The sequence below is a fragment of the Thioclava sp. PTB-PU3-1 genome (assembly GCF_055666785.1).
Window position 1 is genome coordinate 871,437 of record NZ_JBVNVL010000001.1, and the last position, 20,490, is coordinate 891,926.

Genomic DNA, 20,490 nt, shown 5'->3' on the forward strand with positions numbered 1-20,490 from the left:
GTTGGGCATGGCGGAAATGCCACTGCCCGCGCCGGGACGGCTGGCCGCGCTGGCCATTCTGACACGGATCGAGGGGGCGGGCTATCGCCCCCTCGGTGCTACGATGAGCCTCGATGATCGGGGCGACATTCGCGGCCATCTCTCAGCGGGTTGCATCGATGCCGATATCGAACACCACCTGAACAAGGTCGCGCAGGACGGCTGCACCCGGCATCTGCGCTACGGCGAGGGCTCGCCCTTCATCGACCTCGTTCTGCCCTGTGGCGGGGCGCTCGACATTACGGTGATCCCTGCCCCGCCCGTCGCCGATCAGGAGCGCATGGCCGAAGCGATTGACGCTCGGATGCCTTTGTCGCTGCACCTCTCGGGCACGCAGGGCACCCTGACACTCGAGCCGCAACCCGAGACCGATCTGAGCCTGCACCTCGTGCCCGAGCCGCGTTTCGTGATTTTCGGCACTGGGGTGGAGGCCGAAACCTTTGCGCAGCTCGCCGCGGGCGCAGGCTATCAGGCCGATCTCATCATGCCCGATCCAGTAAGTCTGCCCGGCGTGACGAGCCACGAATTCCGGCGCAGCAATCCGCTTGGAGACATCGCGCCCGACCCGCGCATGGCGGCGCTGTTGTTCTTCCACGATCACGACCGGGAAATCCCGATCCTCGCCCAGCTTCTGGAAAGCGACGCCTTCTTCATCGGCGCGCAGGGCAGCCGTCGCACGGCACGCCAGCGCGCGGTGGCGCTACGTCGCAAGGGGCTGTCGGAGGCCGCGATTTCGCGGCTGCGCGGTCCGGTCGGCCTGATCGAACAGGCGCGCGAGCCGCGCTTGCTGGCGGTCTCGGTGCTGGCCGAAGTGCTGCAACTCGCGCGGGTCTGAGACTTGGCGCGCAAGATCATGGGCGTGGTCCTGGCGGCAGGCGCGTCGCGGCGCTTCGGCGCGCGGGATAAGCTGGCCGCGCGCGCGGGCGGAGAGGCCGCGCTTGTGCTGCGGTCCGTGAAGACGCTTCGGGGCCTTGGCCTCGCGCGACGCGCTGCGATCACCCGCAGCCCCGGGCTTCCCAAAGAGCTGCGTGGCGCGGGCCTCGACCTTCTCTGCATCGGAGCGGGGCGCGCCCAGAGCGCGAGCCTGCACCGCGCGATCCGCGCTGCTCAAGCCAGTGGCGCGAGCCATCTGCTGATCGTTCTCGGCGATATGCCCGAGGTCTCGCGCGCGCATCTGCGCCAGCTTCTCAAGACACCCGGCCCCCATCCGGCGATGGCCACTTCGGACGGTCGCCTCGCGCCCCCGGCGCTGATCCCGCGCAGGCTGTTCGGTGCGGCTTTGCGGCTGACAGGCGACCGGGGCGCCGGGGCGTTGCTGCGTCGCGCGCCGGACCTGCGACGCGTTGCGCTACCGCCCGGCACGCTCCGCGATATCGACCGGCCTGAAGATCTTCGCAACGCCCCACAATAGGCGCGCGGAACGGGAACTGCGCCGATACGCCCGGCGTTTTCGCTCCATGAAAGACCTGCCCGATCTCGTCTACTATCCCGATGACCGACCCGGCATCACGCGCAGGCGTTGCGGGCGCGGGTTTTCCTATGTGGCCCCTGACGGGACGACCATCGCGCGCGGCACAGAGCGCAAACGGATCGAGGCACTGGCCGTGCCGCCCGCCTATGAAGATGTCTGGATTTGCCCGCGGCAGAACGGCCATCTGCAGGCGACGGGCCGCGACGCGCGGGCGCGCAAGCAATATCGCTACCATCCCGACTGGACCGAGTTTCGGTCGCAGAGGAAGTTCAACCGGCTCGCGGAATTCGGCACCGTCCTGCCGCGTCTGCGCCGGGCGATCCTGAGCGATCTGCGCGGCCATGATCCCGGGGATCGGGCCTTCGCGCTGGCCGCAGTTCTGGCTCTGCTGGACCGCGCCGCGATCCGCGTCGGCAATGCCGATTACGCTCGCGAGAACCGCAGCTTCGGCGCGACCACGCTGCGCGGCGCGCATATGACGCTCGACGGCGGCACGCTGCGGCTGGCCTTCACCGGCAAGGGCGGCACGAAGATCGAAAGCGAGCTGCGCGACAGGACGTTGGAGCGCGCGCTGACGCAGCTCGACGATCTGCCCGGGGCAGAGCTGATCACATGGATCGACGAGGATGGCGACCCGCATTCGATACGCTCGGAGGAGGTAAACGCCTTCCTCGCCGACCGTACCGGCGCCGAGGGGCTGACCGCTAAGACCTTCCGCACGTGGAACGGATCGGCGGCAGCCTTGGAGGCCGCGCTGCGTCAGGCGGATGACGGGCGGGTGACGATCAAGGCGATGGCAGAGGCCGCCTCTGAGCGACTGCACAACACGCCCACGATCGCGCGCAACTCCTACATCCACCCGCAGGTGATCGCGCTGAGCGAGGCGGAGCCGGAAGCGCTTGTCGCTCTTGCGCAAACTGCGCCTGCGGTCGACGGGCTGCGCAAGGTCGAGGCGCAACTTCTGCACCTTCTCGACGGCGGCATGCGATGAGCGCGCCGCTCACGCAACCTCACATTGAAGCGCGAAATCGCGAGCCGCGCGTGATCCGCATCGCCATATCTCCCGTATCCCCTGCACGATCCACCACCGGATCTGCCCACGATCCAACACAGGGAGAAAGAGAATGCTGAGAAGAACCTTCATGGCCGCAGTGCTCGCCGGTACCGCACTCGTTTCCGCCCCCGCCCATGCCGACAATCATGGCGGAATGGATATCGTCGACACCGCCGTCAACGCTGGCAGCTTCGAGACGCTCGTGGCCGCCGTGCAGGCCGCCGGTCTGGTCGAGACGCTCAAGGGCGAAGGCCCCTTCACCGTCTTCGCCCCCACGGACGAGGCTTTCGCAGCCCTACCCGAAGGCACCGTCGACGACCTGCTCAAACCCGAGAACAAGGACAAGCTGACCTCGATCCTCACCTATCACGTCGTGCCCGGCAAAGTGATGTCCGGCGATCTGAGCGACGGGATGATGGCCAAGACGGTGCAGGGCTCGGAAGTCATGGTGAAAACCGACCCCGCCGTGATGGTCGATGAAGCCAGCGTGACCCAGGCCGATATCGAAGCCAGCAACGGCGTGATCCACGTGATCGACAAGGTGATCATGCCCGAGTGATGGGCTTATGTGAAAAGCCCCAGTGACGGGGAGGTCTGTCGGAAGGTCCCCCTCACGGCAGACCGCTCCCGGACCGTTCGCGCAGCTTCGGATGCGCGGGCGGTTTATTCTTTGAGGTGCCCACGGGGCCGCAGGTCGGGGTCGGTCAGGCGTAAGCGCTCAGAAGGGTGCCGCTCCCGCTCGGATCGCCACCGCCGGGAACGATCTCGCTTTGGCTCGGCAGGTCCTCCTCGTGAATGACCGGCGCATCGGTCATCCGCGACAGGTTCTGCGCGATCGCCTCGATTGCGCTGTGGCACGCGTGATCTCCATTGTGCTTGGGCACGAAAATCCGCGTCAGATTGTGCGCCTGCATGATGTAAGACAGCACATGCGCGATCGAACCATGCTCCTCGGGATCGGACAGCGCCCCATCTTCATAGGTCAGGAAAGACGCACAGATCGGCGTCGCGCCACAGGCACCGAGCCGGGCGATCAACTCGCCACGCCCGCCGCCTTCCTGAGACAGGCAAACGATATGGGCACGGTCGCCCTTGAGAGCTTCGATGAACGCCCCATGGCAATCGAGATCGCAATTTCCGGGGTGGAGCATCAGAACGAGCGCGCCCTCCTCTGACGCGGTCGGCTCCATATTTCTAGACATCATGGTCATATCAGACCTCCTCCTTTGAAATAGAGCGATGCGCGCCGGGGTCGAATTCCCGGCCCTCTTCGCCGCGAAGCCATTCGGCGGCGCGTCCGGTAATGCGCAAAGCGGGTGTGCAGGCGGCGAGCTGATCGAGGAAGCTGCGCGCCCAAGCACCGGTATCGGTCGCGTGGACGACTTCCATGCAGGCGGCGTGGCGCGCGCGGCGTTCCTCCAGCGGCATCGTCAGAGCGCGACGGATCGCCGTGGCGGTCTCGTCGACGTCATGCGGATTGACCAGCAGCGCCTCGGTCATGTCCTCGGCGGCGCCCGCGAAGCGCGACAGCACCAGCACGCCCGGATCCTCCGGATCCTGCGCTGCGACATATTCCTTCGCCACGAGGTTCATCCCGTCGGCAAGCGGCGTCACCAGCGCCGCCCGTGCGCCGCGCAGCAGCCCCGCGATCTCGTCGCGCGGCACCGGGCGGTGCAGGAAACGGATCGGCGCCCAATGGACCTCGCCGAAGCGCCCGTTCACCTGACCCGCGATCTGCTGCAGATCGGCGGTGATCTCCTGATAGGCCCGGACGCTTTCGCGCGAGGGTGGCGCGATCTGCACCAGCGAAGCGCGCGGCCCCGTGTCGTAGGTCTCCAGATAGCGCTCAAACGCGCGAAAGCGTTGCGGCAAGCCCTTGGAGTAGTCGAGCCGGTCAACGCCGATGACATAGGCGTCTCCGAACAATTCGTGCGCGGGCGGCGGCGCGCAGTCCTGCGCCGCCCGGGCGAAGCTCTCAGCTGAAATGCCAATCGGGAAAGACCGGACGGACACCTCCTGCGCGCCGAATTTGATCGCGCCGTTGGGCAGCATTTCTGCCCTCGGATCGGCGCGGAACATCTCGAGGCATCGCGCCACGTCAGCCCGCGTCTGCAGGCCGACCAGATCGTAATGCGCCAGCCAGCGCGCGAAGGCGGGCGGGTCGGGCAACACATCGAGATCGGTGATGTTGGGGAAAGGAATATGCAGGAAGAAGCCGATGCGGTTGGTCACACCCAACCTGCGCAGATCCTCCGCCAGCGGGAAGAAATGGTAGTCGTGAATCCAGATGTGGTCCTCGGGCGAGATCACCTCGGCCATCTGCTCCGCGATCCGGCGGTTCACGCGCAGGTAGCCTTCGTCGAAGCTGCGATTGATCTCGACCAGATCGGTGCGGTGATGCGCGATCGGCCAGAGCACGGAATTGGCGAAGCCCAGGTAATAGGCCGCGCGGTCTTCCTCGGTCAGCCGGAAGGCGAGCTTGTCATATTGCGTCCCGCCCATATCGATGAGTGCGGGCTCTTCCGGGCCCGTCTCGGGATGCGCACCGATCCAGATGCCGCCTTTCTCACGCAGCGCCTCGTGGAGCGCCACCACGAGCCCGCCCGAGGGCGTGGCCTCGGAAGGGATACGGTTGGAGACGACGATGAGGCGGGCGGACATGACGAAAGAGACCTCCGAAATTGGGCGGCTGAATGGGTTTGTCCCTGTTGGGATGTTTCGCCCGAGCAACTCCTCCTTACGCATGGCAGTTCCTCTCTCTGAGGGCGAAAACAGCCTCTCGGCCGAAAAAAGTTCATATCTTTAACATAAGACAATCAACCGGCTCACCGGGATGCATTTTTTTACACATTTTCAAGCCCTTCCGCGATGTTTTGTGACATCTCTCCCAGCTCGCGCGCATACGGCGCCGGACACATGGCGGGTGACAATTTCTCCGCCGCGACGCGCTTTGGGCACGGAACCACGCCGCGCGCGACAGGTTGGCCTGTCACACGACACAAGCCGCGACGGAGAGCACCATGTCAGACCCCGGACCGCATCGCGCCGACCATGCGGACCCCAAGCCGGCCGGACTGCGCGCGAAGGCCTCGCGTGAGCGGATCGCCTTCTGGCTGCCGATCGCGATCTTCGCGCTTCTGGTGCTGGTTGCACCCGATATCCTCCTGCTGGTCTTCGCGGGACTTCTGGTCGCGGTCTTCCTGCGGATGGGCGGCAACGCCATCGCGCGCAGGCTGCATATCCGCGAAGGCTGGGGGCTCGCGCTCTATTCGATCATCTTGGTCTGCCTCGCGGTTCTGTTCTTTCTCTACGCCGCGCAGGGACTGTCCGATCAGCTCGACCAGCTCACGACCGCCCTGCCCAAGGCGATGAAGCAGGTGCAGGATTTCATCGACTCGCATGGCTGGCTGCATTCGATCACGCGTTCGATCGACCTCGGCTCCATCGCCCCGTCGAGCAAGGGGGCCGCCACGACCGTGATGATGTCGATCGGCGTGATCGGGAACGCGATGCTGATCCTGTTCATCGGCGTCTATGGCGCGGTGGAGCCGCAGCTTTATCGGCGCGGGATTGCAGCACTGTTCCCCTCCTCCAAGCGTGACTGGGTCGTCGCGAGCTTCGCCACCGGCTGGGCGGCGTTGTCGGGCTGGCTGTTTGCACAGCTGATCTCGATGACGGTGATCGGCCTGCTGACCTTTGTCGGGCTGTGGCTACTGAACGTGCCGCTGGCCGCGATCCTTGCGATCCTTGCAGGGCTTCTGACCTTCATTCCGAATATCGGGCCGGTCCTGTCGGCGATCCCCGCCTTGGCGATGGGCCTGACGGTCAGCCCGATGACGATGCTTTGGGTCGTGGTCCTCTACCTCGCGGTACAGGCGCTCGAGAGCAACCTGATCACGCCGCAGATTCAGGAAAAGGCGATGTCGCTGCCCCCGGCCCTCATCATCGCCTTCCAGCTTTTGATGGGCAGCTTCTTCGGTCTTCTCGGCCTTGCGCTGGCGACCCCGCTGCTGGCCGTTCTGATGATGATGACCCGGCGCCACTACCTGCCGCTGGTCAGGCCCGAGACCGCCTGACCGCACACCCTCTTCCAACTTTCGGAGCCTCCCGTGACCATTTTCCTGATCTTCCTCGGCGCCGCCATCGTTGCGATCTCGCTTTGGGACATTCTGCTCTGCGCGCTTGGTGCGGGCCAGTCCGGGGCAATCTCGCTGGCGGTCGCGCGGTTTGGCTTCAAGCGCATCCGCAGCTTCGGGCAAACGCGGATCGCGCATCGCATCTGCGGCCCGGTGACGATGGCATGGCTCGGCGGCGTCTGGATCATCATGGTCGCGTTCGGCTGGAGCCTGATCTTCTTCGCCACGACCCGGTCTCTGGAGACGACCAAGGGGCTCCCCGCGGCGAGCTTCGGTGACAGCCTCTCTTATGCGGGGCATCTGCTCTCGACGCTGGGTGGCGGCTACGCGACGCCCGCAGGCACCGGTTGGTCGCTGATCTCGGTCATCACGGGGGTGACAGGGATGCTGGTGCTGACGCTCGCGGTAAGCTTTGTCTTCTCCACCACGCAGGCGGCGGCGCAGGGCCGTGCGGTGATGGCGCTGGCCGAGGTCTTCCCGCCCGGCTCCGACGAGTTCACCGGGCAGTTCCTGCCGCAATTATCAAGCTACGTGGCGCAGGTGAAATCCATCCCCTTCGCGCTGTTCTACAGCACCGCGAGACCCGAGCGCCGCCTGCCGCGCGGCATCTATCGGCTCTGGCACGACGACCGACTCACCGAGGATCAGCGCCGCGCTTTGCGGATTATCCTGCATGAATTTCCCGGGCTCGAAGGCGTCCCGCCCGAGCAATTCGACGACACGCTCCAGCATTGGGCGCAGCGCCACGATCTGTGTCCACAGGACATGACGCGCCGCGCGTGATGCGGTGCGTACAGATGATCTGACGGCAAACGCGGCTTAGCCGAAGGGCGCGATCTCGAACCCGGCCCCGGTCAGATGCCCGCGCAGCGCGCGCGCCATCGCCAGCGCCTCCGCCCCGTCGCCATGCAGGCAGACCGTGTCGATCTTGCAGGGAATTTCCTTGCCGGACGCGGTCACGATCGCACCCTTGCGCAGCATCGTCTCGATCCGCGCGCCGACCTCTTCGGCGTCATGCAGAACCGCACCGGGTTTCGAGCGCGACACCAGCGAGGCGTCGTCCTCATAGGCGCGATCGGCGAAAATCTCGCCAGCCCAATTGGCCTGCAAGTCGCGCGCGACCTGCTCCATCGCGGTTTGCGGCAGCACGACGAGGATGATGTCGGGCTGCACCCTCAGCGCCGCCGCATAGCAGGCGCGCGCGATCTCGGCATTTTCCGAGGCCATGTTCGACAGCGCCCCGTGCAGCTTGAAATGCCGCACCGCGCCGCCCGCCGCGCGGGCCATCGCCTGCGCCGCGCCCAGTTGATAGGTCACCAGATTGGTCAGTTCCTCGGCGCTGAGGCTAAGCCTGCGACGCCCGAAACCCTGCAGATCGGCAAAGCCCGGATGCGCGCCGATGCCGACGTCATTGGCCACCGCCGCGCGCATCGTCTGCGCCATCACATCCGGATCGCCCGCGTGAAAGCCGCAGGCGACATTGGCCGAGGAGATCACCTCCATCAGCGCCGCGTCGTTGCCCATCACCCACGGGCCGAAGCTTTCGCCGATATCGGCGTTCAGGTCGATCTTAGCCATTCTCTTCCTCCAACTCGCGCCCTGCCGTCACGCCGCTGATCAATTGGTAACCGAGCAGATCATGAATGTCGTGCGGATCGCGGATCAGCGGGCGCAGCTTGGCGCGTTGCGCCTGCAGCTGCGTCTCCCAGCGCGGCGCCAGCGCGTCGGCCTCGTCCAGCGTCACCGTTTTGAACCGCAGCTTCGTTCCCGGCGCGGCCTGGGCCACGCGCGGCAGATCGCAGGGCAGCACGGTGCCGATCCGAGGGTAGCCGCCGATGGTCTGGCATTCGGCGAGCAGCACATAGGGCGTGCCCGCGCCGGTCATCTGGATATCGCCCTCGAAGATCACATCCGAGGCGAGCCCCTTGGCCATGTCCGAGGTCAGCGCAGGCGCATCGCTTTCGAGCGCCACGCCCTGACGATTGCCCTGCCGTGCGCGGGTGAATTCGGTCGTGGTGAGCCGCGCGAAGGTATCCTCGTCGAAGAGGCCCGTCTGCGGCCCCGGGATGATCCGCAGCGTGCCGCCCGAGAAACGGTCGTCCTGCGTGAGAACCATCGCGGGCGCATCAGGCTCGGGGTCGACGCCCAGCGGCAGGCGCGCACCCGACTCCAGCGCCGATCCGATCCCGGCGGCGAGATGCGCCGAGCGGCTGCCCAGCACTTCGGGCGTCTCGATCCCGCCCGCGAAGGTGAGATAGCCGAACATGCCCGTGCGCGCGGCTCCGATCGACAACACCTCGCCCGGTTCGATCTTGTGGCTCGCGCCCCAGCGCAAGGGGCGCCCGTCAAGCTCCGCCTGCATCGGCGCGCCGGTCAGCGCGATCCGCGTCGGGGCCGTGACCTCGAACCGCCCGCCGCTCACCGCCATCTCCAGCGCGGGCAGCGGGCTGCGCGATCCCAGAAGCGCCGCCGCCTCGACCAGTGCGAGCGGATCGACAGCGCCACCGCGCGAGATACCTTGCGCCATGCGGCCGGGGCGGCCCATGTCTTGCACGCTCACGCTTGGCCCCAGGGCGCGCAGGATCACCGATCCGCCGCTCATGACCGCACCTCGCAGTGCGCGCCGCCCATCGGATCGCCCGCTTTCAAAAGCGCGTCCATTTCGGTGCCGGAGACCGGCGCGAGGCGAACCTCGTCGCCCGCATGCAGCGGCACGGGGTCGGATTGGTCGGGGCGGAATACGTCGAAGGCCGTCTGCGCGATCTGATGCCAGCCGGTGGGCGACGCATTCGCGAACAGGACCAGTTGGCGCACCGCCACGCAGAGCGCGCCTTTCGGAACGCGCGGGTTCAGCTCGGACCGGCGCGCGAGATTCCAATGCTCGGGCAGCAGGCCCAGATAGGGCTGACCGGGCGCGAAGCCGATGGCGAGGACACTCAGCGGGGTCGCGGTGATCTCGTCGATGGCGGCCTGCGGGGAAAGACCCGCAAGCTTCGCCGCCTCTTCTAGATCGGGACCATGTTCGCCACCGAACGCCACGGGCAGATGCCAGACACGCTGCGCGGGATGCGGTGCCGCACTCTGCCAATCGGCCTCGGACAGCAGGGTCTCCAACCGCTGGGCCATCTCGGCCCGCGTTACCGCCTCCGGATCGAAACGCAGTAGAACCGACACGAGGCTCGGGACGATTTCGCGCAGGCCGGGCAGATCGCTCTCCGTCACGCGCTGATGAAAGCTCTGCGCCGCCGCGATCGCGCGCGGCTCTGCGACCAGCGCGAACCGCACGAGCAGCCCGTTCCCGCCAGCCGGCAAAATCTGCGGCCTGTGCGCTTGGGCCGTTCCGGGCCGCAATGCTTCTTCGAGCATCATGTCAGGGCATCTCCACTGGCTCAGACCGCGATCTAAAAAGTTATCGTTGACTTTGATTTCATTTTACTGACAATTTGTCAACGTTATGAAAAGGAGGCGGACACGAATTCCGCCGCGACCCGACAGGAGAGAGATATGATCAGATTTGCTGCAAGCTTCGCGGTTGCGCTGGGGCTGGGCACGGCCGTTCAGGCGCAGACCTGGGACATGCCGACGCCTTATGGCGACACCACCTTCCACACCGTGAACATCCGCGATTTCGCCGAGGACGTGTCGAAAGCGACCGACGGCAAACTGGAGATCAAGGTGCATTCGGCGGGCTCGCTCTTCCCGCATTCCGAGATCAAGAACGCCGTGCGCTCGGGTCAGGTGCCGCTTGGGGAATTCTTCCTCTCGACGCTCTCGAACGAGGATCTGGCTTTCGGCGTCGACAGCCAGCCCTTCCTCGCCACCAGCTACGATCAGGCCGAAAAGCTGTGGGAGGCGCAGAAGCCCGTCATCACCAAGCTTCTCGACAAGCAGGGCCTGATGCCGCTGTTCTCGGTGCCGTGGCCGGCGCAGGGCCTCTATACCAATGGCGAGATCAAGTCCGTCGATGACCTCGCGGGGCTACGCTTCCGTGCCTATAACCCGGCGCTGGAAGAATTCGCGACGCTCGCCAAGGCCGCGCCCGTGCAGGTCGAAGCGGTCGACATTCCGCAGGCCTTCTCGACCGGTCAGCTACAGGCGATGATCACCTCGCCCTCGACCGGTGCGAATTCGAAGGCGTGGGACTTCGTCGACACCTACACCAAGATCGACGCCTGGCTGCCCAAGAACATCGTCGTGGTGAACAAGCGCGCCTTCGACCGTCTGAGCGAAGACGAGCAGAAGGCGGTGATGGATGCCGCAGCCACCGCGCAGACCCGCGGTTGGGAGATGTCTGAGAAAGAGGCCGCCGAGAAGACCGCCGTGATGAAGGAAAACGGCATGGCGATCGTGGATCCCAGCCCCGAGCTTGAAGCCGGGCTGAAGAAGATCGGCGACGAGATGCTGGCCAACTGGAAAGAGAAAGCCAGCCCCGACGCGCTTGAGGTGCTCAAGGCCTATCAGGGCAACTGAGCCCGCCCGATCCGGCCCTTCCGCGTCCCGCGCGGGAGGGCCTTTTTCGATGCTCACCCCCACTTCAAGCCTTTGGAGCTTTCGCCATGCGTCGCCTGCTCGATCAGGTCTATCTTCTGTCCGGAGGGATCGCGGCCGTCTCGATCCTCGCGATCTGCCTGCTGGTCACGGCACAGGTCGGGCTGAACGTGCTCGCCCGTCTGGGCGGGCCCGCCCTCTCCTACACGATCCCGTCCTATGCCGATTTCGCGGGCTATTTCCTCGCGACGGCAAGCTTCATGGCGCTGGCCCATACGCTGCGCCACGGCAGCCATATCCGCGTCAATCTGGTACTGACCCGCCTGCCCGCGCGCGGCCAATGGGTGGCCGAGATCGTGGCGCTCGCGCTTGGCTTCGTGGCCAGCGTCTACGCTGTGTGGTTCGCGACCTCCCTGATGCTCGAGAGCCTGCATTACGGCGATATGTCCACCGGCATCGTCGCGATCCCGATCTGGATCCCGCAATGCACGATGGTGGTGGGGCTGGGCCTTCTGGCGCTCGCCTTCATCGATACGCTGATCGAGAGCATCCGTGCCAAGCGCCCCGTGCTCGTCGATGATGTTTCGGAGTAAACCATGTCCGATCCAATGACCTTCGCAATTCTTCTGGGGCTGCTTCTGGTGCTGCTTGCGGGCGGCGTCTGGGTGGCGCTGTCGCTGCTGATCGTGGCGCTGGCGGGGCTGGCCTTCTTCTCCGGCGCGCCGACCGGGCTGGTGATGGCGACCACGCTTTGGGGCCACAGCCATAGCTGGCCGCTGGCGGCTCTTCCCCTGTTCATCCTCATGGGAGAAATCCTGCTCCGCTCACGACTGTCCGAGGATATGTTCTCCGGCCTCGCCCCTTGGCTTGGTCGCGCGCCGGGCCGCTTGCTGCACGTGAACGTGCTGGGCTGCGCGATCTTCGCCGCCGTTTCGGGATCGTCGGCGGCAACGGCGGCCACGATCGGGCGGATGTCGGTGCCCGAGCTCACCCGCCGCGGCTATCCCGAGAGCCTGATCCTCGGCACGCTGGCGGGCTCGGCCACGCTTGGCTTCCTGATCCCGCCTTCGGTGATCCTGATCGTCTATGGCGTCGCGACCGAGCAATCCATCGCGCGCCTCTTCATCGCGGGCATCCTGCCGGGGCTGATGCTGGTGAGCCTGTTCGGCGGCTATGTCGCGCTGCGCGCCTGGATGAACCCCGCCGCGATCCCGCGCGAGGACATCACCCTAAACCTGCGCGAGAAGCTGCGGGCGTCGCGCCGCCTGATCCCGATCGTGATCCTCATCGGTGGCGTGATCGGCTCGATCTATACCGGTGTCGCCTCGCCCACCGATGCGGCGGCCGTGGGCGTGGTCTTCTCGGTGATCCTTGCGATGGCGACGGGCAGCTTCCGCTGGCGCGACTTCAAAGAGGCGCTGTTCTCGGCCACCCGCACCAGCGCGATGATCGCCTTCATCCTGCTGGCGGCCTCGGTGCTGTCTGTCTCGATGGGCTTCACCGGCATCCCGCGCAACCTTGCGGCGTGGATCGGCACCTTCGGGCTGTCGCCCACCGCGCTCTTGGCGGTGCTGACGGTGTTCTTCATCCTGCTAGGCTGCTTCCTCGACGGGATCTCGGTCGTGGTGCTCACCACCTCGATCATCCTGCCGATGGTGGAAGCCGCCGGGATCGACCCGCTCTGGTTCGGCATCTACCTCGTGCTAGTCGTCGAGATGAGCCAGATCACCCCGCCCGTGGGCTTCAACCTCTTCGTGATCCAAGGGCTGACAGGCTTCAACATCCTCAAGGTCGCCCGCGCAGCATTGCCCTTCTTCGGGCTGCTGTTGCTGGCGGTGCTGCTGATCACGCTGGTGCCGGGGATCGTGACCTACCTGCCCTCGCTGATGGGCAACTGAGCCAACGACCCGCGCGGCCTCACAGCGAGGAGGCCGCGCGGCTCGCCTGATCGTAATAGCCCGACAGCACGCGCAGGGCCGAGGCGATCTCGCGCAGATCCTCGCCCGCCATGCCGCCTTTCTGGATCGGCTCGAGCAGGCATTCCTCGCGCACTTTGCGATAGCGTTCGCACAGCTCGCGCCCGCTTTCCGAGGTGCGGTAGAACACTTCCTTGCCGCGCTTTTCGGAATCCAGCAGACCCAGCTTCAACAGCTTGCGCAGCGCATAATTGACCGTATGCGTGTCCTCGATATTCAGGAGGAAGGTGATGTCGTTGAGCCGCTTTTCGCGGTCGCGGTGATTGGTGTTGTGCAGCACGAGGATTTCGAGCGGCGAAAGCTCCATCCCCGAGGCCGCCATGCAGCGCTGCATCCATCGCGCGAAGGAGTTGTAGGCGATGATCATCCCGTATTCGAATTCCGAGGCTTCCCAGCCCGGCCCTTCGGCCAGATGGCGGGATGAGACGATGCGGCGTTCTCCTGCAGGCATGAGCGGCGCTCTCCTTTCGTGCGTTTACGCCCTCACCTTATAGACATTTCGCTGACATTCTATCCTTGAGAGAAATTCGGCGCGCGCTTTTGCAGGTTCGCCATCACCATTTCCATCTGCGCGGGACCGCCGATGATCTCCGCCTGCAGCTCGGCCTCCAGCGCCAGCCCATCGCCGGGCGGCATCGTCCATGCCTGCTCCACCAGCGCCTTGCTCGCAGCCAGCGCCTCCGGGGAGCGCAGAGCGAATTCGGCGGCCATGTCGCGCGCCGCCTGCAGCGGGCTCTCGGCCACGCGTGTGATCAGCCCCAGCGCTTGCGCCTCCTCGGCCTCCAGCACCCGGCCCGTCATCATCAGCTCTTTCGCGACATCCGCGCGGGTCAGTTTCGGCAGGCTCTGCGAGATGCCCATATCGGGGATCAGCCCCCATTTCGCCTCCATGATCGACAGCCGCGCATCGGGCGCCGCGATCCGGAAATCCGCGCCCAGAGCCAGCTGCATCCCTGCCCCAAAGGCCACGCCTTCGATCGCGGCGATCACCGGCACGGGCAGTTGCGCCCACCGCGTCACCGGGCGCTGAAAGCGGTTCGCCCCCTGCGCATCGCGTTCGGCCATCTGCGCCGTAACGCCCGCCAGATCGGCCGCGAAGCTTTGCATCACGGTCAGGTCGAGCCCGGCCGAGAAACAGCCGCCCGCGCCGCTCAGGATCACCGCGCGCAGACCCTTTTGCTGCGACAGGCTCTGCGCCGCGTCAGCCAGGGCGTCGAACATCTCCAGGGTCCAGGCGTTCTTCTTCTCGGGGCGGTTGAGGGTCACCTCCGCCACGCCTTGCGCGCTCACCGAAATCTGCACCGGGTCGGCCATGTCCATCCTCCTCGCTTGGGTCTGCGCACTATGCAGACCCGCCGCCCCCTCGCAAAGCGGAACGCGGGGTCATATGTCAGGGATCAACTGCCGCGCGGCGTTGGACAGCTCTGCGCGGCGCGCTAACTCTGCCCCGACGGAGGTTCCCCATGCAGCAATTCTCACTTCTCGATCTGTCGCCCGTGCCCGAAGGGAAAACCGCAGCCGATGCGCTTGCGGGCACCGCAGATTTGGCCCGGATGGCCGAAGACGCGGGCTATCACCGCTTCTGGCTGGCCGAGCATCACAACATGCCCGGCATCGCCAGCGCCGCGACCTCGGTTCTCATTGGCCATGTCGCCTCGGTGACCAAGACGATGCGCGTCGGCGCGGGCGGCATCATGCTGCCCAACCACGCGCCGCTGGTGATCGCCGAGCAGTTCGGCACGCTCGCCACGCTCTATCCCGACCGGATCGACCTCGGTCTGGGCCGCGCGCCCGGCACCGATGGCGGCACCGCCCGCGCCCTGCGCCGCAACATGTCGCCCGAAGACACCTTCCCCGCCGATGTGCAGGAGCTGCTCGCCTATTTCAGCGACGAGGCAGAGACTTTCCGGGTGCGCGCCATTCCGGGCGCGGGCACGCATGTGCCGATCTGGATCCTTGGCTCGAGCCTCTACGGCGCGCAGCTTGCCGCCTATCTCGGCCTGCCCTATGCCTTCGCGTCGCATTTCGCGCCCGACATGCTGGGCGACGCGCTCGACATCTATCGCCGGAGCTTCCGCCCGTCGGCCTATCTCGACAAACCCTATGCGATGATGGCCGCCGGGGTGTTTGCCGCCGACACCGATGAGGAGGCGCAGTATCTGCGTTCGTCTCAGGTGCTGGCCTTCGCGCGGCTGCGCTCGGGTATGCCAGGCAAGCTGCCTTATCCGGTCAAGGATCTCTCCGAGGTGCCGCCGCAGATGATGGTTCAGGTGCAGCGCGCGCTGTCCTGCTCGGCCACCGGCTCCAAGGATAAGGTGCGCGATGATCTGGCGCGCCTGATCGCTCAATACGAGCCCGACGAGCTGATGGTGACCGGGATGATCCACGACGCCGATGCGCGTCAGAAGTCCTTCAAGATCGCCGCCGAGGTCCTGAGCGAATTTCGCGAGCAACCCGCCGCGGCCTGAGGCACGGCGCGACACTCAGACATGCAAAGAGGCGGGCCCGAAAGCCCGCCTCTTTTCGTTTCAATCCGTTCGACTTCAGTGCCCGGTGATCGCCGGGAAGGCCACCAGCAGCCCCACCGCGAAGATCTGGATCGCGATGAAGGGCAGCAGCGAGCGGAAGATCTCGCCCAGAGAGATGTCCTTTGGCGCCACCGATTTCAGGTAGAACGCGGCAGGCCCGAAGGGCGGTGACAGGAAGCTCACCTGCATGTTCATCGCGAAGACCACGCCGAACCAGACCGGATCGTAGCCGAGGTCTTTCACGATCGGCACGAAGATCGGCATCGTCAGGAGCGCGATCCCCACCCAGTCGAGGAACATCCCGAGGAAGAACAGGATCGCCATCATCGTCAGGATCACGATGATCGGGGTGTCCGAGACGCCTTTCAGCAGCGACGAGACGAAGTCGATCCCGCCCATCAGGTTGAACACGCCGACCAGAGCCGAAGCGCCGATACCGATCCAGACGATCATCCCGCAGGTCGCGAGCGTCTGCAGCGCCGCCCCTTTGAGCATCGAGAGCGTCAGCTCGCCCCGGATGATGGTCGAGAGCATCACGCCCGCCACACCCAGCGCCGAGGCCTCGGTCACCGAGGCGATGCCGCCATAGATCGAGCCCAGCACGAAACCGATAACCAGCACCGGTAGGACGAGTCCCTTGAGCAGCTTGATCTTCTCGGACCACGGACGGTCGTCGGGCTCCGGCATAGGGGCCAGATCGGGGTTCAGCTTCACCCGGATGATCACGAAGATCACGTAGAAGGCCGCGAGCATGAAGCCCGGAATGAAGGCCGAGGTAAACAGATCGCCGATGGAGACGTTTGCGGTCAGGCCGTAGATGATGAGAACGATCGACGGCGGCACCATCGTGCCCAGCGAGCCGCCCGCGCAGATCACGCCGATGGCGAGCTTGCGGTCATAACCCTGACGGATCATCTGCGGCAGGGCCAGAAGGCCCAGCAACACGATCTCGCCGCCGATGATGCCCGACATTGCCGCGAGGATGACCGAGACGAAGATCGTCTGCACCGCGACTGCGCCGCGCATCCGGCCGCCGACGAGTTTCATCGCCTCGAACAGATCGCGCGCGATGCCGGATCGGTCCAGAAGCGCCGCCATCATCACGAACATCGGCACCGAGACGAAGACGAAGCTCGAGACGAAGGAATAGACGCGGCTGGTGATCAGCGGCACCGCCATCGGCCCGAACCAGCCAAGCGCGAAGATCAGCGCGACGAGCAGCGTCACGAAGGCGAGCGGCATGCCGGTCAGCAGAAGACCGATCAGCAGCGCGAAAAGAAGAACCGTGCCGTAGCCGATGCCCAGCGCAGAGAGGTCGAAACTCAGAAGATGTTCGATCATTTACCCGCCTCCGATGCGAAGGCGCCGCGCAGGTAGTTCACCGCCATGATGATGAATTGCACAACCATGAGACAGAGCACCACGAGAAGGAAAATCTTGAGATAGGCCGGGAATGGCGGATCCCAGGCGCTGCCCGAGGTCTCGAAATGGACATCGCCACCGGGGCGGAACGTCGCCTTCATCACCATGCCGTAGGCGGCCCAGGCGAAGAAGCCGGCCGCGAAGAGGCAGATCAGCGAGATGATCGCGTCGAGGATGCGCTTCGCCCGGCCGGTGACCATGTCGTAGATCAGCACGACGCGGATATGGCTGTTGCGCACGACGCAGTAGAGCCCGCCATAGACGAAGGCCATAGCGCAGAGGAAGATCGTCGTCTCATGCGCCCAGATCGTCGGACTGTCGAAGCCGTAGCGCAGCACGACCTCATTCAGAAGGATCAGCGCGGAGGCGATGATGCCGAGCGCGAAGACGATGCCCACCGCGTTGATCGCGCGGCCGAGGATGCCCGCCTCGGGGATGGTCGCCGCCTCGTCCTCGGTCTGCACCGGTTCCGGCGTGTGCGGATCATGTGCGGGGTGATCCACCCCGTTATTCTCGGGTTGTGACATTGCAAAAACCGCTGCTGTCAGGAAACTGGAAAAGATGCGGGGCCGCGATCGCAGCCCCGCACCGATAGGAGATCAGAGAAGGTTGTTCTTCTTCAGGTAGTCGGTCAGGACGTCATAGACGTGCTGCGCCTTGTCCGACTTCTTGGCAACCTTTTCCCACTGGGTGATCGCGATGCGGCGGAACTTGGCGCGCTCTTCATCCGACCAGTCGTGGATGTGGATCTTGCCGCCTTCTTCAGCCTTGGCCACGGCCTTCTTGTCGGCCGCTGCGAGGTCGCTGACTTCCTTGTCCGCGAATTGCTTCACCGACTCTTCGAAGGCTTTCTGCAGCTCGGGCGAGAGCGAGTCCCATTCCTTCTTGTTCATCGCAACGCCCACGAGCGGCATCGAGTGGAAGCCCGGATAGACCGGGTTCGGCGCGATGTCGTTGAGGCCCTGCGCCTGGTTGGTCGAGAACACGGTGTAGTCGGCCGCGTCGATCACGCCCTTGTCGAGCGCAGTGTAGACTTCCGAACCCGGCAGGTTCACCGGAGCCGCGCCAGCCGCCGCGAAGACGTCCTGCACGAGACCTTCCGGCGCGCGCATCTTCAGACCCTTCAGGTCCGCCACGCCGTCGAGCGGCACTTTCGAGACGAGCGACTCGAGGCCCGTCGTGGTCGAGCCGACGTAATGCAGGCCGTAGGGCTGGAACAGGTCGTTCGCGAGTTGCTGGCCACCGCCATTGTTCATGAAGTCCAGCAGCTGATCAGTGCTCGACCATGCGCCGACCGGGTTACCCAGCAGCGAGAAGGCCGGGTCTTTCCCCGCGAAATATGAGATGTCGGTGACGATGCCGTCGATGATGCCGGCGCCGGTGGCGTCGAGCGTCTCGTTATGCTCGACGACGGAGCCCACGGGCATCATCTCGACCTGAATCTGGTTGTCGGTGCGCTCCGCGAGGTCCTTCGCCCAGTTCTGCTGCAGTTCGAAGTTCGGGTTACCCGCCGGGTCCGAGCTCTGGAACTTGTACTTGTGGGTTTCGGCATTCGCAGCGCTGGCCAGCGCCACGATGGCGACGCTCGCGAGGGCGATTTTACGGATCGGTTTCGTCATGGTGTCCTCCCTTAAAAGACGAAATCAAACTTGAGGAGCCGCGAGGCCCCAGGCGTTCAATATCTGCGCACAAAGCGCCTCGGGCGCTTCGCGGATATCGCAGCTCAGCGGGGCCTCGTCGGGCCCCGGCATTTCCAGATCGGCCAGCTGACTGTCGAGCAGCGCGATCGGCATATAGTGGTTTTCGCGCGCGGCCATCCGCTCGGCGATCAGGTCGCGCGGCCCGGTGAGATGCGCGAGATGCATCACGCCGAGGCTCTGGCGCAGGCGATCCCGGTACGAGTGCTTGAGCGCCGAACAGGCGAAAACGACCGTCCTGCCGTCGCGCCCCGCCTCGATCACGCCCTTCGCCACGAGGTCGAGCCAGTCCCAGCGCATCTCGTCGTTGAGCGGCAGACCAGCAGCCATATGCGCGACATTCTCGGGCGGGTGAAAATCATCAGCATCAAGGAACACGCCGTCCACCGCTTGCGCCACGCGCTGCGCCACCGTCGTCTTGCCGGTGCCGCAAACGCCCATCACAAGGACCGGTGTCGCGTTCGCATTGCTGCTGTTTACCATCTTGCCTTACCGGGTTCGCAGGTGTTTCTTGGACACAGAGGCGTAATGTAAGCGGTTACATTCGTCAATCGCCCTTTTAAAAAAGGGGTGCGACCACGGGGAGGGGCAATGAATAAAAACAATGTAAATAAATCAGTTACGATGCGCGACGTCGCCGATCATGTCGGTGTAAGCGTTGCCACTGTTTCGCGCACCCTGCGCAATCCCGAGGTCGTCTCGCCGGCGGTGCGGGACAAAATCGCCGCCGCAATCGAATCGCTCGGCTACCTGCCGGACCCTGCGGCCCGCGCCCTCGCGTCGACACGGTCGGACATTATCGGGGTCATTTTGCCCTCGGTGTCGAACAACGTCTTCGCCGATGTGATGGATGGGATCTATTCGGCGGTCGAGGGCACGCATCATTCGGTGCAGCTTGGTTATTCGCGCTACGCGCCGCTGTCGGAAGAGAACCTGATCCGGGTCTTCTTGCGCCAGCGCCCCGCCGGGCTGATCGTCGCCGGGATCGACCAGACCGAGGCCGCGCAGGCGCTGTTGCGCGAGGCGGGCTGTCCGGTGGTGCAGATCATGGAGACCGGCAGCGCCCCCTATGACCGGATGATCGGGTTCTCGCATTACGACGCCGCCCGCGCCGCCACCGCGCATCTGATCGCGCAGGGCTATCGCCGCCCCGGTTTCTTGGGCGCGCGGATGGATCCGCGCACGCAGCGCCGTCTGCACGGGTTCCGCGACGAGCTGCGTACGCATGGCATCGAGGAAGGAAAACGCATACAGACGACCACCCGCCCCTCCTCTGTGACGCTGGGCAGTCATCTCCTCGCGCAGCTGATGGATCTCGCCCCCGAAACCGATGCGATCTTCTGCATCAATGACGACCTCGCTCTGGGGGCGATGTTCGAAGCGCAGCGCCGCAACCTGCGGATTCCGGACGATCTGGGCATCTGCGGGTTCAACGACATGGAGATGATGGCCGCCGCCGAACCGTCGATCTCCTCGGTGCGCACGTTCCGCCGCGAAATGGGCGAAGGCGCGGTGCAATTGATCCTCGATGCGCTGTCGGGGAGTGCGGCGCAGGAAAAGGTCGTCGACCTCGGCTTTCAGATCATCCAGCGTCGATCCACGCGCGGGCACTGAGCGGGCTGATGGCGCTGACCGCCTCGACCCCTGATTAAGGAATGCTCTGGAGTTCGGTCGTTCTC

The 20,490-nt window shown here is 65.2% G+C and carries 22 protein-coding genes; 11 read left to right on the forward strand and 11 right to left on the reverse strand.

What is annotated here, in order from left to right:
- Positions 1-7: 7 nt before the first annotated feature.
- The 4 genes from ACZ7GB_RS03990 (at position 8) to ACZ7GB_RS04005 (ending at position 3,123) form a co-directional block, all read left to right on the forward strand.
- On the forward strand, positions 8-874 hold the full coding sequence (locus tag ACZ7GB_RS03990) for an XdhC family protein (RefSeq protein ID WP_472157707.1): 867 nt from the start codon (positions 8-10) through the stop codon (positions 872-874).
- Positions 875-877: 3 nt separating this feature from the next.
- Complete coding sequence (locus ACZ7GB_RS03995; protein ID WP_078604039.1) at positions 878-1,450, forward strand: nucleotidyltransferase family protein; 573 nt, start codon at positions 878-880, stop codon at positions 1,448-1,450.
- A 46-nt stretch (positions 1,451-1,496) separates the two neighbouring features.
- Positions 1,497-2,501, forward strand: coding sequence for a DNA topoisomerase IB (locus ACZ7GB_RS04000; protein ID WP_472157708.1), 1,005 nt, complete (start codon positions 1,497-1,499; stop codon positions 2,499-2,501).
- Positions 2,502-2,634: 133 nt separating this feature from the next.
- Positions 2,635-3,123, forward strand: coding sequence for a fasciclin domain-containing protein (locus ACZ7GB_RS04005; protein ID WP_078569582.1), 489 nt, complete (start codon positions 2,635-2,637; stop codon positions 3,121-3,123).
- A 145-nt stretch (positions 3,124-3,268) separates the two neighbouring features.
- On the opposite strand, the gene ACZ7GB_RS04010 is transcribed toward ACZ7GB_RS04005, so the two are convergent.
- Both ACZ7GB_RS04010 and ACZ7GB_RS04015 read right to left on the reverse strand, forming a co-directional pair.
- Positions 3,269-3,775: a hypothetical protein gene (locus tag ACZ7GB_RS04010; protein WP_078545965.1), complete on the reverse strand. Its 507-nt coding sequence runs from the start codon at positions 3,773-3,775 to the stop codon at positions 3,269-3,271.
- Position 3,776: 1 nt separating this feature from the next.
- Positions 3,777-5,225 carry an alpha,alpha-trehalose-phosphate synthase (UDP-forming) gene (locus ACZ7GB_RS04015; protein WP_472157709.1) on the reverse strand — a complete coding sequence of 483 codons (1,449 nt, stop codon included), beginning with the start codon at positions 5,223-5,225 and terminating at the stop codon, positions 3,777-3,779.
- A gap of 359 nt (positions 5,226-5,584) precedes the next feature.
- Between ACZ7GB_RS04015 and ACZ7GB_RS04020 the strand changes: the two genes are divergently transcribed.
- Entirely contained in the window at positions 5,585-6,640 is a 1,056-nt protein-coding gene (locus ACZ7GB_RS04020) for an AI-2E family transporter (protein ID WP_472157710.1), read from the forward strand.
- Between the two features lie 33 nt (positions 6,641-6,673).
- The gene (locus tag ACZ7GB_RS04025; RefSeq protein ID WP_472157711.1) at positions 6,674-7,483 is read left to right on the forward strand and encodes a hypothetical protein; all 810 of its coding nucleotides are present in this window, start codon (positions 6,674-6,676) and stop codon (positions 7,481-7,483) included.
- Positions 7,484-7,519: 36 nt separating this feature from the next.
- Here the strand turns inward: ACZ7GB_RS04025 and ACZ7GB_RS04030 are convergent, their stop codons facing one another.
- Genes ACZ7GB_RS04030 through ACZ7GB_RS04040 form a run of 3 tightly spaced genes read right to left on the reverse strand, consistent with a single transcriptional unit; the run spans position 7,520 to position 10,069 of the window.
- On the reverse strand, positions 7,520-8,278 hold the full coding sequence (locus tag ACZ7GB_RS04030) for a LamB/YcsF family protein (RefSeq protein ID WP_472157712.1): 759 nt from the start codon (positions 8,276-8,278) through the stop codon (positions 7,520-7,522).
- Entirely contained in the window at positions 8,271-9,302 is a 1,032-nt protein-coding gene (locus tag ACZ7GB_RS04035; RefSeq protein ID WP_472157713.1) for a 5-oxoprolinase subunit C family protein, read from the reverse strand. Before ACZ7GB_RS04035 ends, ACZ7GB_RS04030 begins: the two co-directional genes overlap by 8 nt.
- Positions 9,299-10,069, reverse strand: a complete 771-nt coding sequence (locus ACZ7GB_RS04040; protein WP_472157714.1) for a 5-oxoprolinase subunit B family protein — start codon at positions 10,067-10,069, stop codon at positions 9,299-9,301. Before ACZ7GB_RS04040 ends, ACZ7GB_RS04035 begins: the two co-directional genes overlap by 4 nt.
- A gap of 135 nt (positions 10,070-10,204) precedes the next feature.
- Here ACZ7GB_RS04040 and ACZ7GB_RS04045 point away from each other — a divergent pair, with 135 nt between their 5' ends.
- The 3 genes from ACZ7GB_RS04045 to ACZ7GB_RS04055 all read left to right on the forward strand — a co-directional run bounded on the left by ACZ7GB_RS04045 (position 10,205) and on the right by ACZ7GB_RS04055 (position 13,086).
- Positions 10,205-11,170, forward strand: coding sequence for a TRAP transporter substrate-binding protein (locus ACZ7GB_RS04045; protein ID WP_098410219.1), 966 nt, complete (start codon positions 10,205-10,207; stop codon positions 11,168-11,170).
- An 86-nt stretch (positions 11,171-11,256) separates the two neighbouring features.
- Positions 11,257-11,781: a TRAP transporter small permease gene (locus ACZ7GB_RS04050; protein WP_472157715.1), complete on the forward strand. Its 525-nt coding sequence runs from the start codon at positions 11,257-11,259 to the stop codon at positions 11,779-11,781.
- A gap of 3 nt (positions 11,782-11,784) precedes the next feature.
- Positions 11,785-13,086, forward strand: coding sequence for a TRAP transporter large permease (locus ACZ7GB_RS04055; RefSeq protein WP_472157716.1), 1,302 nt, complete (start codon positions 11,785-11,787; stop codon positions 13,084-13,086).
- Positions 13,087-13,105: 19 nt separating this feature from the next.
- Here ACZ7GB_RS04055 and ACZ7GB_RS04060 read toward each other — a convergent pair whose 3' ends face one another.
- Positions 13,106-13,615 carry a winged helix DNA-binding protein gene (locus ACZ7GB_RS04060; RefSeq protein WP_075776310.1) on the reverse strand — a complete coding sequence of 170 codons (510 nt, stop codon included), beginning with the start codon at positions 13,613-13,615 and terminating at the stop codon, positions 13,106-13,108.
- A gap of 59 nt (positions 13,616-13,674) precedes the next feature.
- Positions 13,675-14,478, reverse strand: coding sequence for a crotonase/enoyl-CoA hydratase family protein (locus ACZ7GB_RS04065; protein WP_472157717.1), 804 nt, complete (start codon positions 14,476-14,478; stop codon positions 13,675-13,677).
- Between the two features lie 149 nt (positions 14,479-14,627).
- On the opposite strand from ACZ7GB_RS04065, the gene ACZ7GB_RS04070 reads away from it, so the two are divergent.
- Positions 14,628-15,632 (forward strand): LLM class flavin-dependent oxidoreductase, encoded by a 1,005-nt coding sequence (locus ACZ7GB_RS04070; protein ID WP_472157718.1) that lies wholly within the window; start codon positions 14,628-14,630, stop codon positions 15,630-15,632.
- A gap of 75 nt (positions 15,633-15,707) precedes the next feature.
- On the opposite strand, the gene ACZ7GB_RS04075 is transcribed toward ACZ7GB_RS04070, so the two are convergent.
- The 4 genes from ACZ7GB_RS04075 to ACZ7GB_RS04090 all read right to left on the reverse strand — a co-directional run bounded on the left by ACZ7GB_RS04075 (position 15,708) and on the right by ACZ7GB_RS04090 (position 19,294).
- Positions 15,708-17,033 carry a TRAP transporter large permease gene (locus ACZ7GB_RS04075; protein ID WP_078539874.1) on the reverse strand — a complete coding sequence of 442 codons (1,326 nt, stop codon included), beginning with the start codon at positions 17,031-17,033 and terminating at the stop codon, positions 15,708-15,710.
- On the reverse strand, positions 17,030-17,641 hold the full coding sequence (locus ACZ7GB_RS04080; RefSeq protein ID WP_078519826.1) for a TRAP transporter small permease subunit: 612 nt from the start codon (positions 17,639-17,641) through the stop codon (positions 17,030-17,032). The genes ACZ7GB_RS04075 and ACZ7GB_RS04080 overlap by 4 nt, the downstream gene beginning before the upstream one ends.
- Positions 17,642-17,713: 72 nt before the next feature.
- Entirely contained in the window at positions 17,714-18,733 is a 1,020-nt protein-coding gene (locus tag ACZ7GB_RS04085; RefSeq protein WP_472157719.1) for a TRAP transporter substrate-binding protein, read from the reverse strand.
- A gap of 24 nt (positions 18,734-18,757) precedes the next feature.
- Positions 18,758-19,294, reverse strand: coding sequence for a gluconokinase (locus tag ACZ7GB_RS04090; protein ID WP_472157720.1), 537 nt, complete (start codon positions 19,292-19,294; stop codon positions 18,758-18,760).
- A gap of 108 nt (positions 19,295-19,402) precedes the next feature.
- On the opposite strand from ACZ7GB_RS04090, the gene ACZ7GB_RS04095 reads away from it, so the two are divergent.
- Entirely contained in the window at positions 19,403-20,425 is a 1,023-nt protein-coding gene (locus ACZ7GB_RS04095; protein ID WP_472157721.1) for a LacI family DNA-binding transcriptional regulator, read from the forward strand.
- The last annotated feature ends 65 nt before the right edge of the window (positions 20,426-20,490 follow it).

Bases quoted from the DNA above. Each gene is read 5' to 3' on its own strand.
- ACZ7GB_RS04085 (WP_472157719.1), bottom strand. From the start codon at position 18,733: ATGACGAAACCGATCCGTAAAATCGCCCTCGCGAGCGTCGCCATCGTG.
- ACZ7GB_RS03990 (WP_472157707.1), top strand. From the start codon at position 8: ATGGCGGAAATGCCACTGCCCGCGCCGGGACGGCTGGCCGCGCTGGCC.
- ACZ7GB_RS04050 (WP_472157715.1), top strand. From the start codon at position 11,257: ATGCGTCGCCTGCTCGATCAGGTCTATCTTCTGTCCGGAGGGATCGCG.
- ACZ7GB_RS04070 (WP_472157718.1), top strand. From the start codon at position 14,628: ATGCAGCAATTCTCACTTCTCGATCTGTCGCCCGTGCCCGAAGGGAAA.
- ACZ7GB_RS04010 (WP_078545965.1), bottom strand. From the start codon at position 3,775: ATGACCATGATGTCTAGAAATATGGAGCCGACCGCGTCAGAGGAGGGC.
- ACZ7GB_RS04090 (WP_472157720.1), bottom strand. From the start codon at position 19,294: ATGGTAAACAGCAGCAATGCGAACGCGACACCGGTCCTTGTGATGGGC.
- ACZ7GB_RS04065 (WP_472157717.1), bottom strand. From the start codon at position 14,478: ATGGCCGACCCGGTGCAGATTTCGGTGAGCGCGCAAGGCGTGGCGGAG.
- ACZ7GB_RS04040 (WP_472157714.1), bottom strand. From the start codon at position 10,069: ATGATGCTCGAAGAAGCATTGCGGCCCGGAACGGCCCAAGCGCACAGG.
- ACZ7GB_RS04080 (WP_078519826.1), bottom strand. From the start codon at position 17,641: ATGTCACAACCCGAGAATAACGGGGTGGATCACCCCGCACATGATCCG.
- ACZ7GB_RS04035 (WP_472157713.1), bottom strand. From the start codon at position 9,302: ATGAGCGGCGGATCGGTGATCCTGCGCGCCCTGGGGCCAAGCGTGAGC.
- ACZ7GB_RS04020 (WP_472157710.1), top strand. From the start codon at position 5,585: ATGTCAGACCCCGGACCGCATCGCGCCGACCATGCGGACCCCAAGCCG.
- ACZ7GB_RS04000 (WP_472157708.1), top strand. From the start codon at position 1,497: ATGAAAGACCTGCCCGATCTCGTCTACTATCCCGATGACCGACCCGGC.
- ACZ7GB_RS04075 (WP_078539874.1), bottom strand. From the start codon at position 17,033: ATGATCGAACATCTTCTGAGTTTCGACCTCTCTGCGCTGGGCATCGGC.
- ACZ7GB_RS04045 (WP_098410219.1), top strand. From the start codon at position 10,205: ATGATCAGATTTGCTGCAAGCTTCGCGGTTGCGCTGGGGCTGGGCACG.
- ACZ7GB_RS04060 (WP_075776310.1), bottom strand. From the start codon at position 13,615: ATGCCTGCAGGAGAACGCCGCATCGTCTCATCCCGCCATCTGGCCGAA.
- ACZ7GB_RS04055 (WP_472157716.1), top strand. From the start codon at position 11,785: ATGTCCGATCCAATGACCTTCGCAATTCTTCTGGGGCTGCTTCTGGTG.
- ACZ7GB_RS04095 (WP_472157721.1), top strand. From the start codon at position 19,403: ATGAATAAAAACAATGTAAATAAATCAGTTACGATGCGCGACGTCGCC.
- ACZ7GB_RS04015 (WP_472157709.1), bottom strand. From the start codon at position 5,225: ATGTCCGCCCGCCTCATCGTCGTCTCCAACCGTATCCCTTCCGAGGCC.
- ACZ7GB_RS04005 (WP_078569582.1), top strand. From the start codon at position 2,635: ATGCTGAGAAGAACCTTCATGGCCGCAGTGCTCGCCGGTACCGCACTC.
- ACZ7GB_RS04030 (WP_472157712.1), bottom strand. From the start codon at position 8,278: ATGGCTAAGATCGACCTGAACGCCGATATCGGCGAAAGCTTCGGCCCG.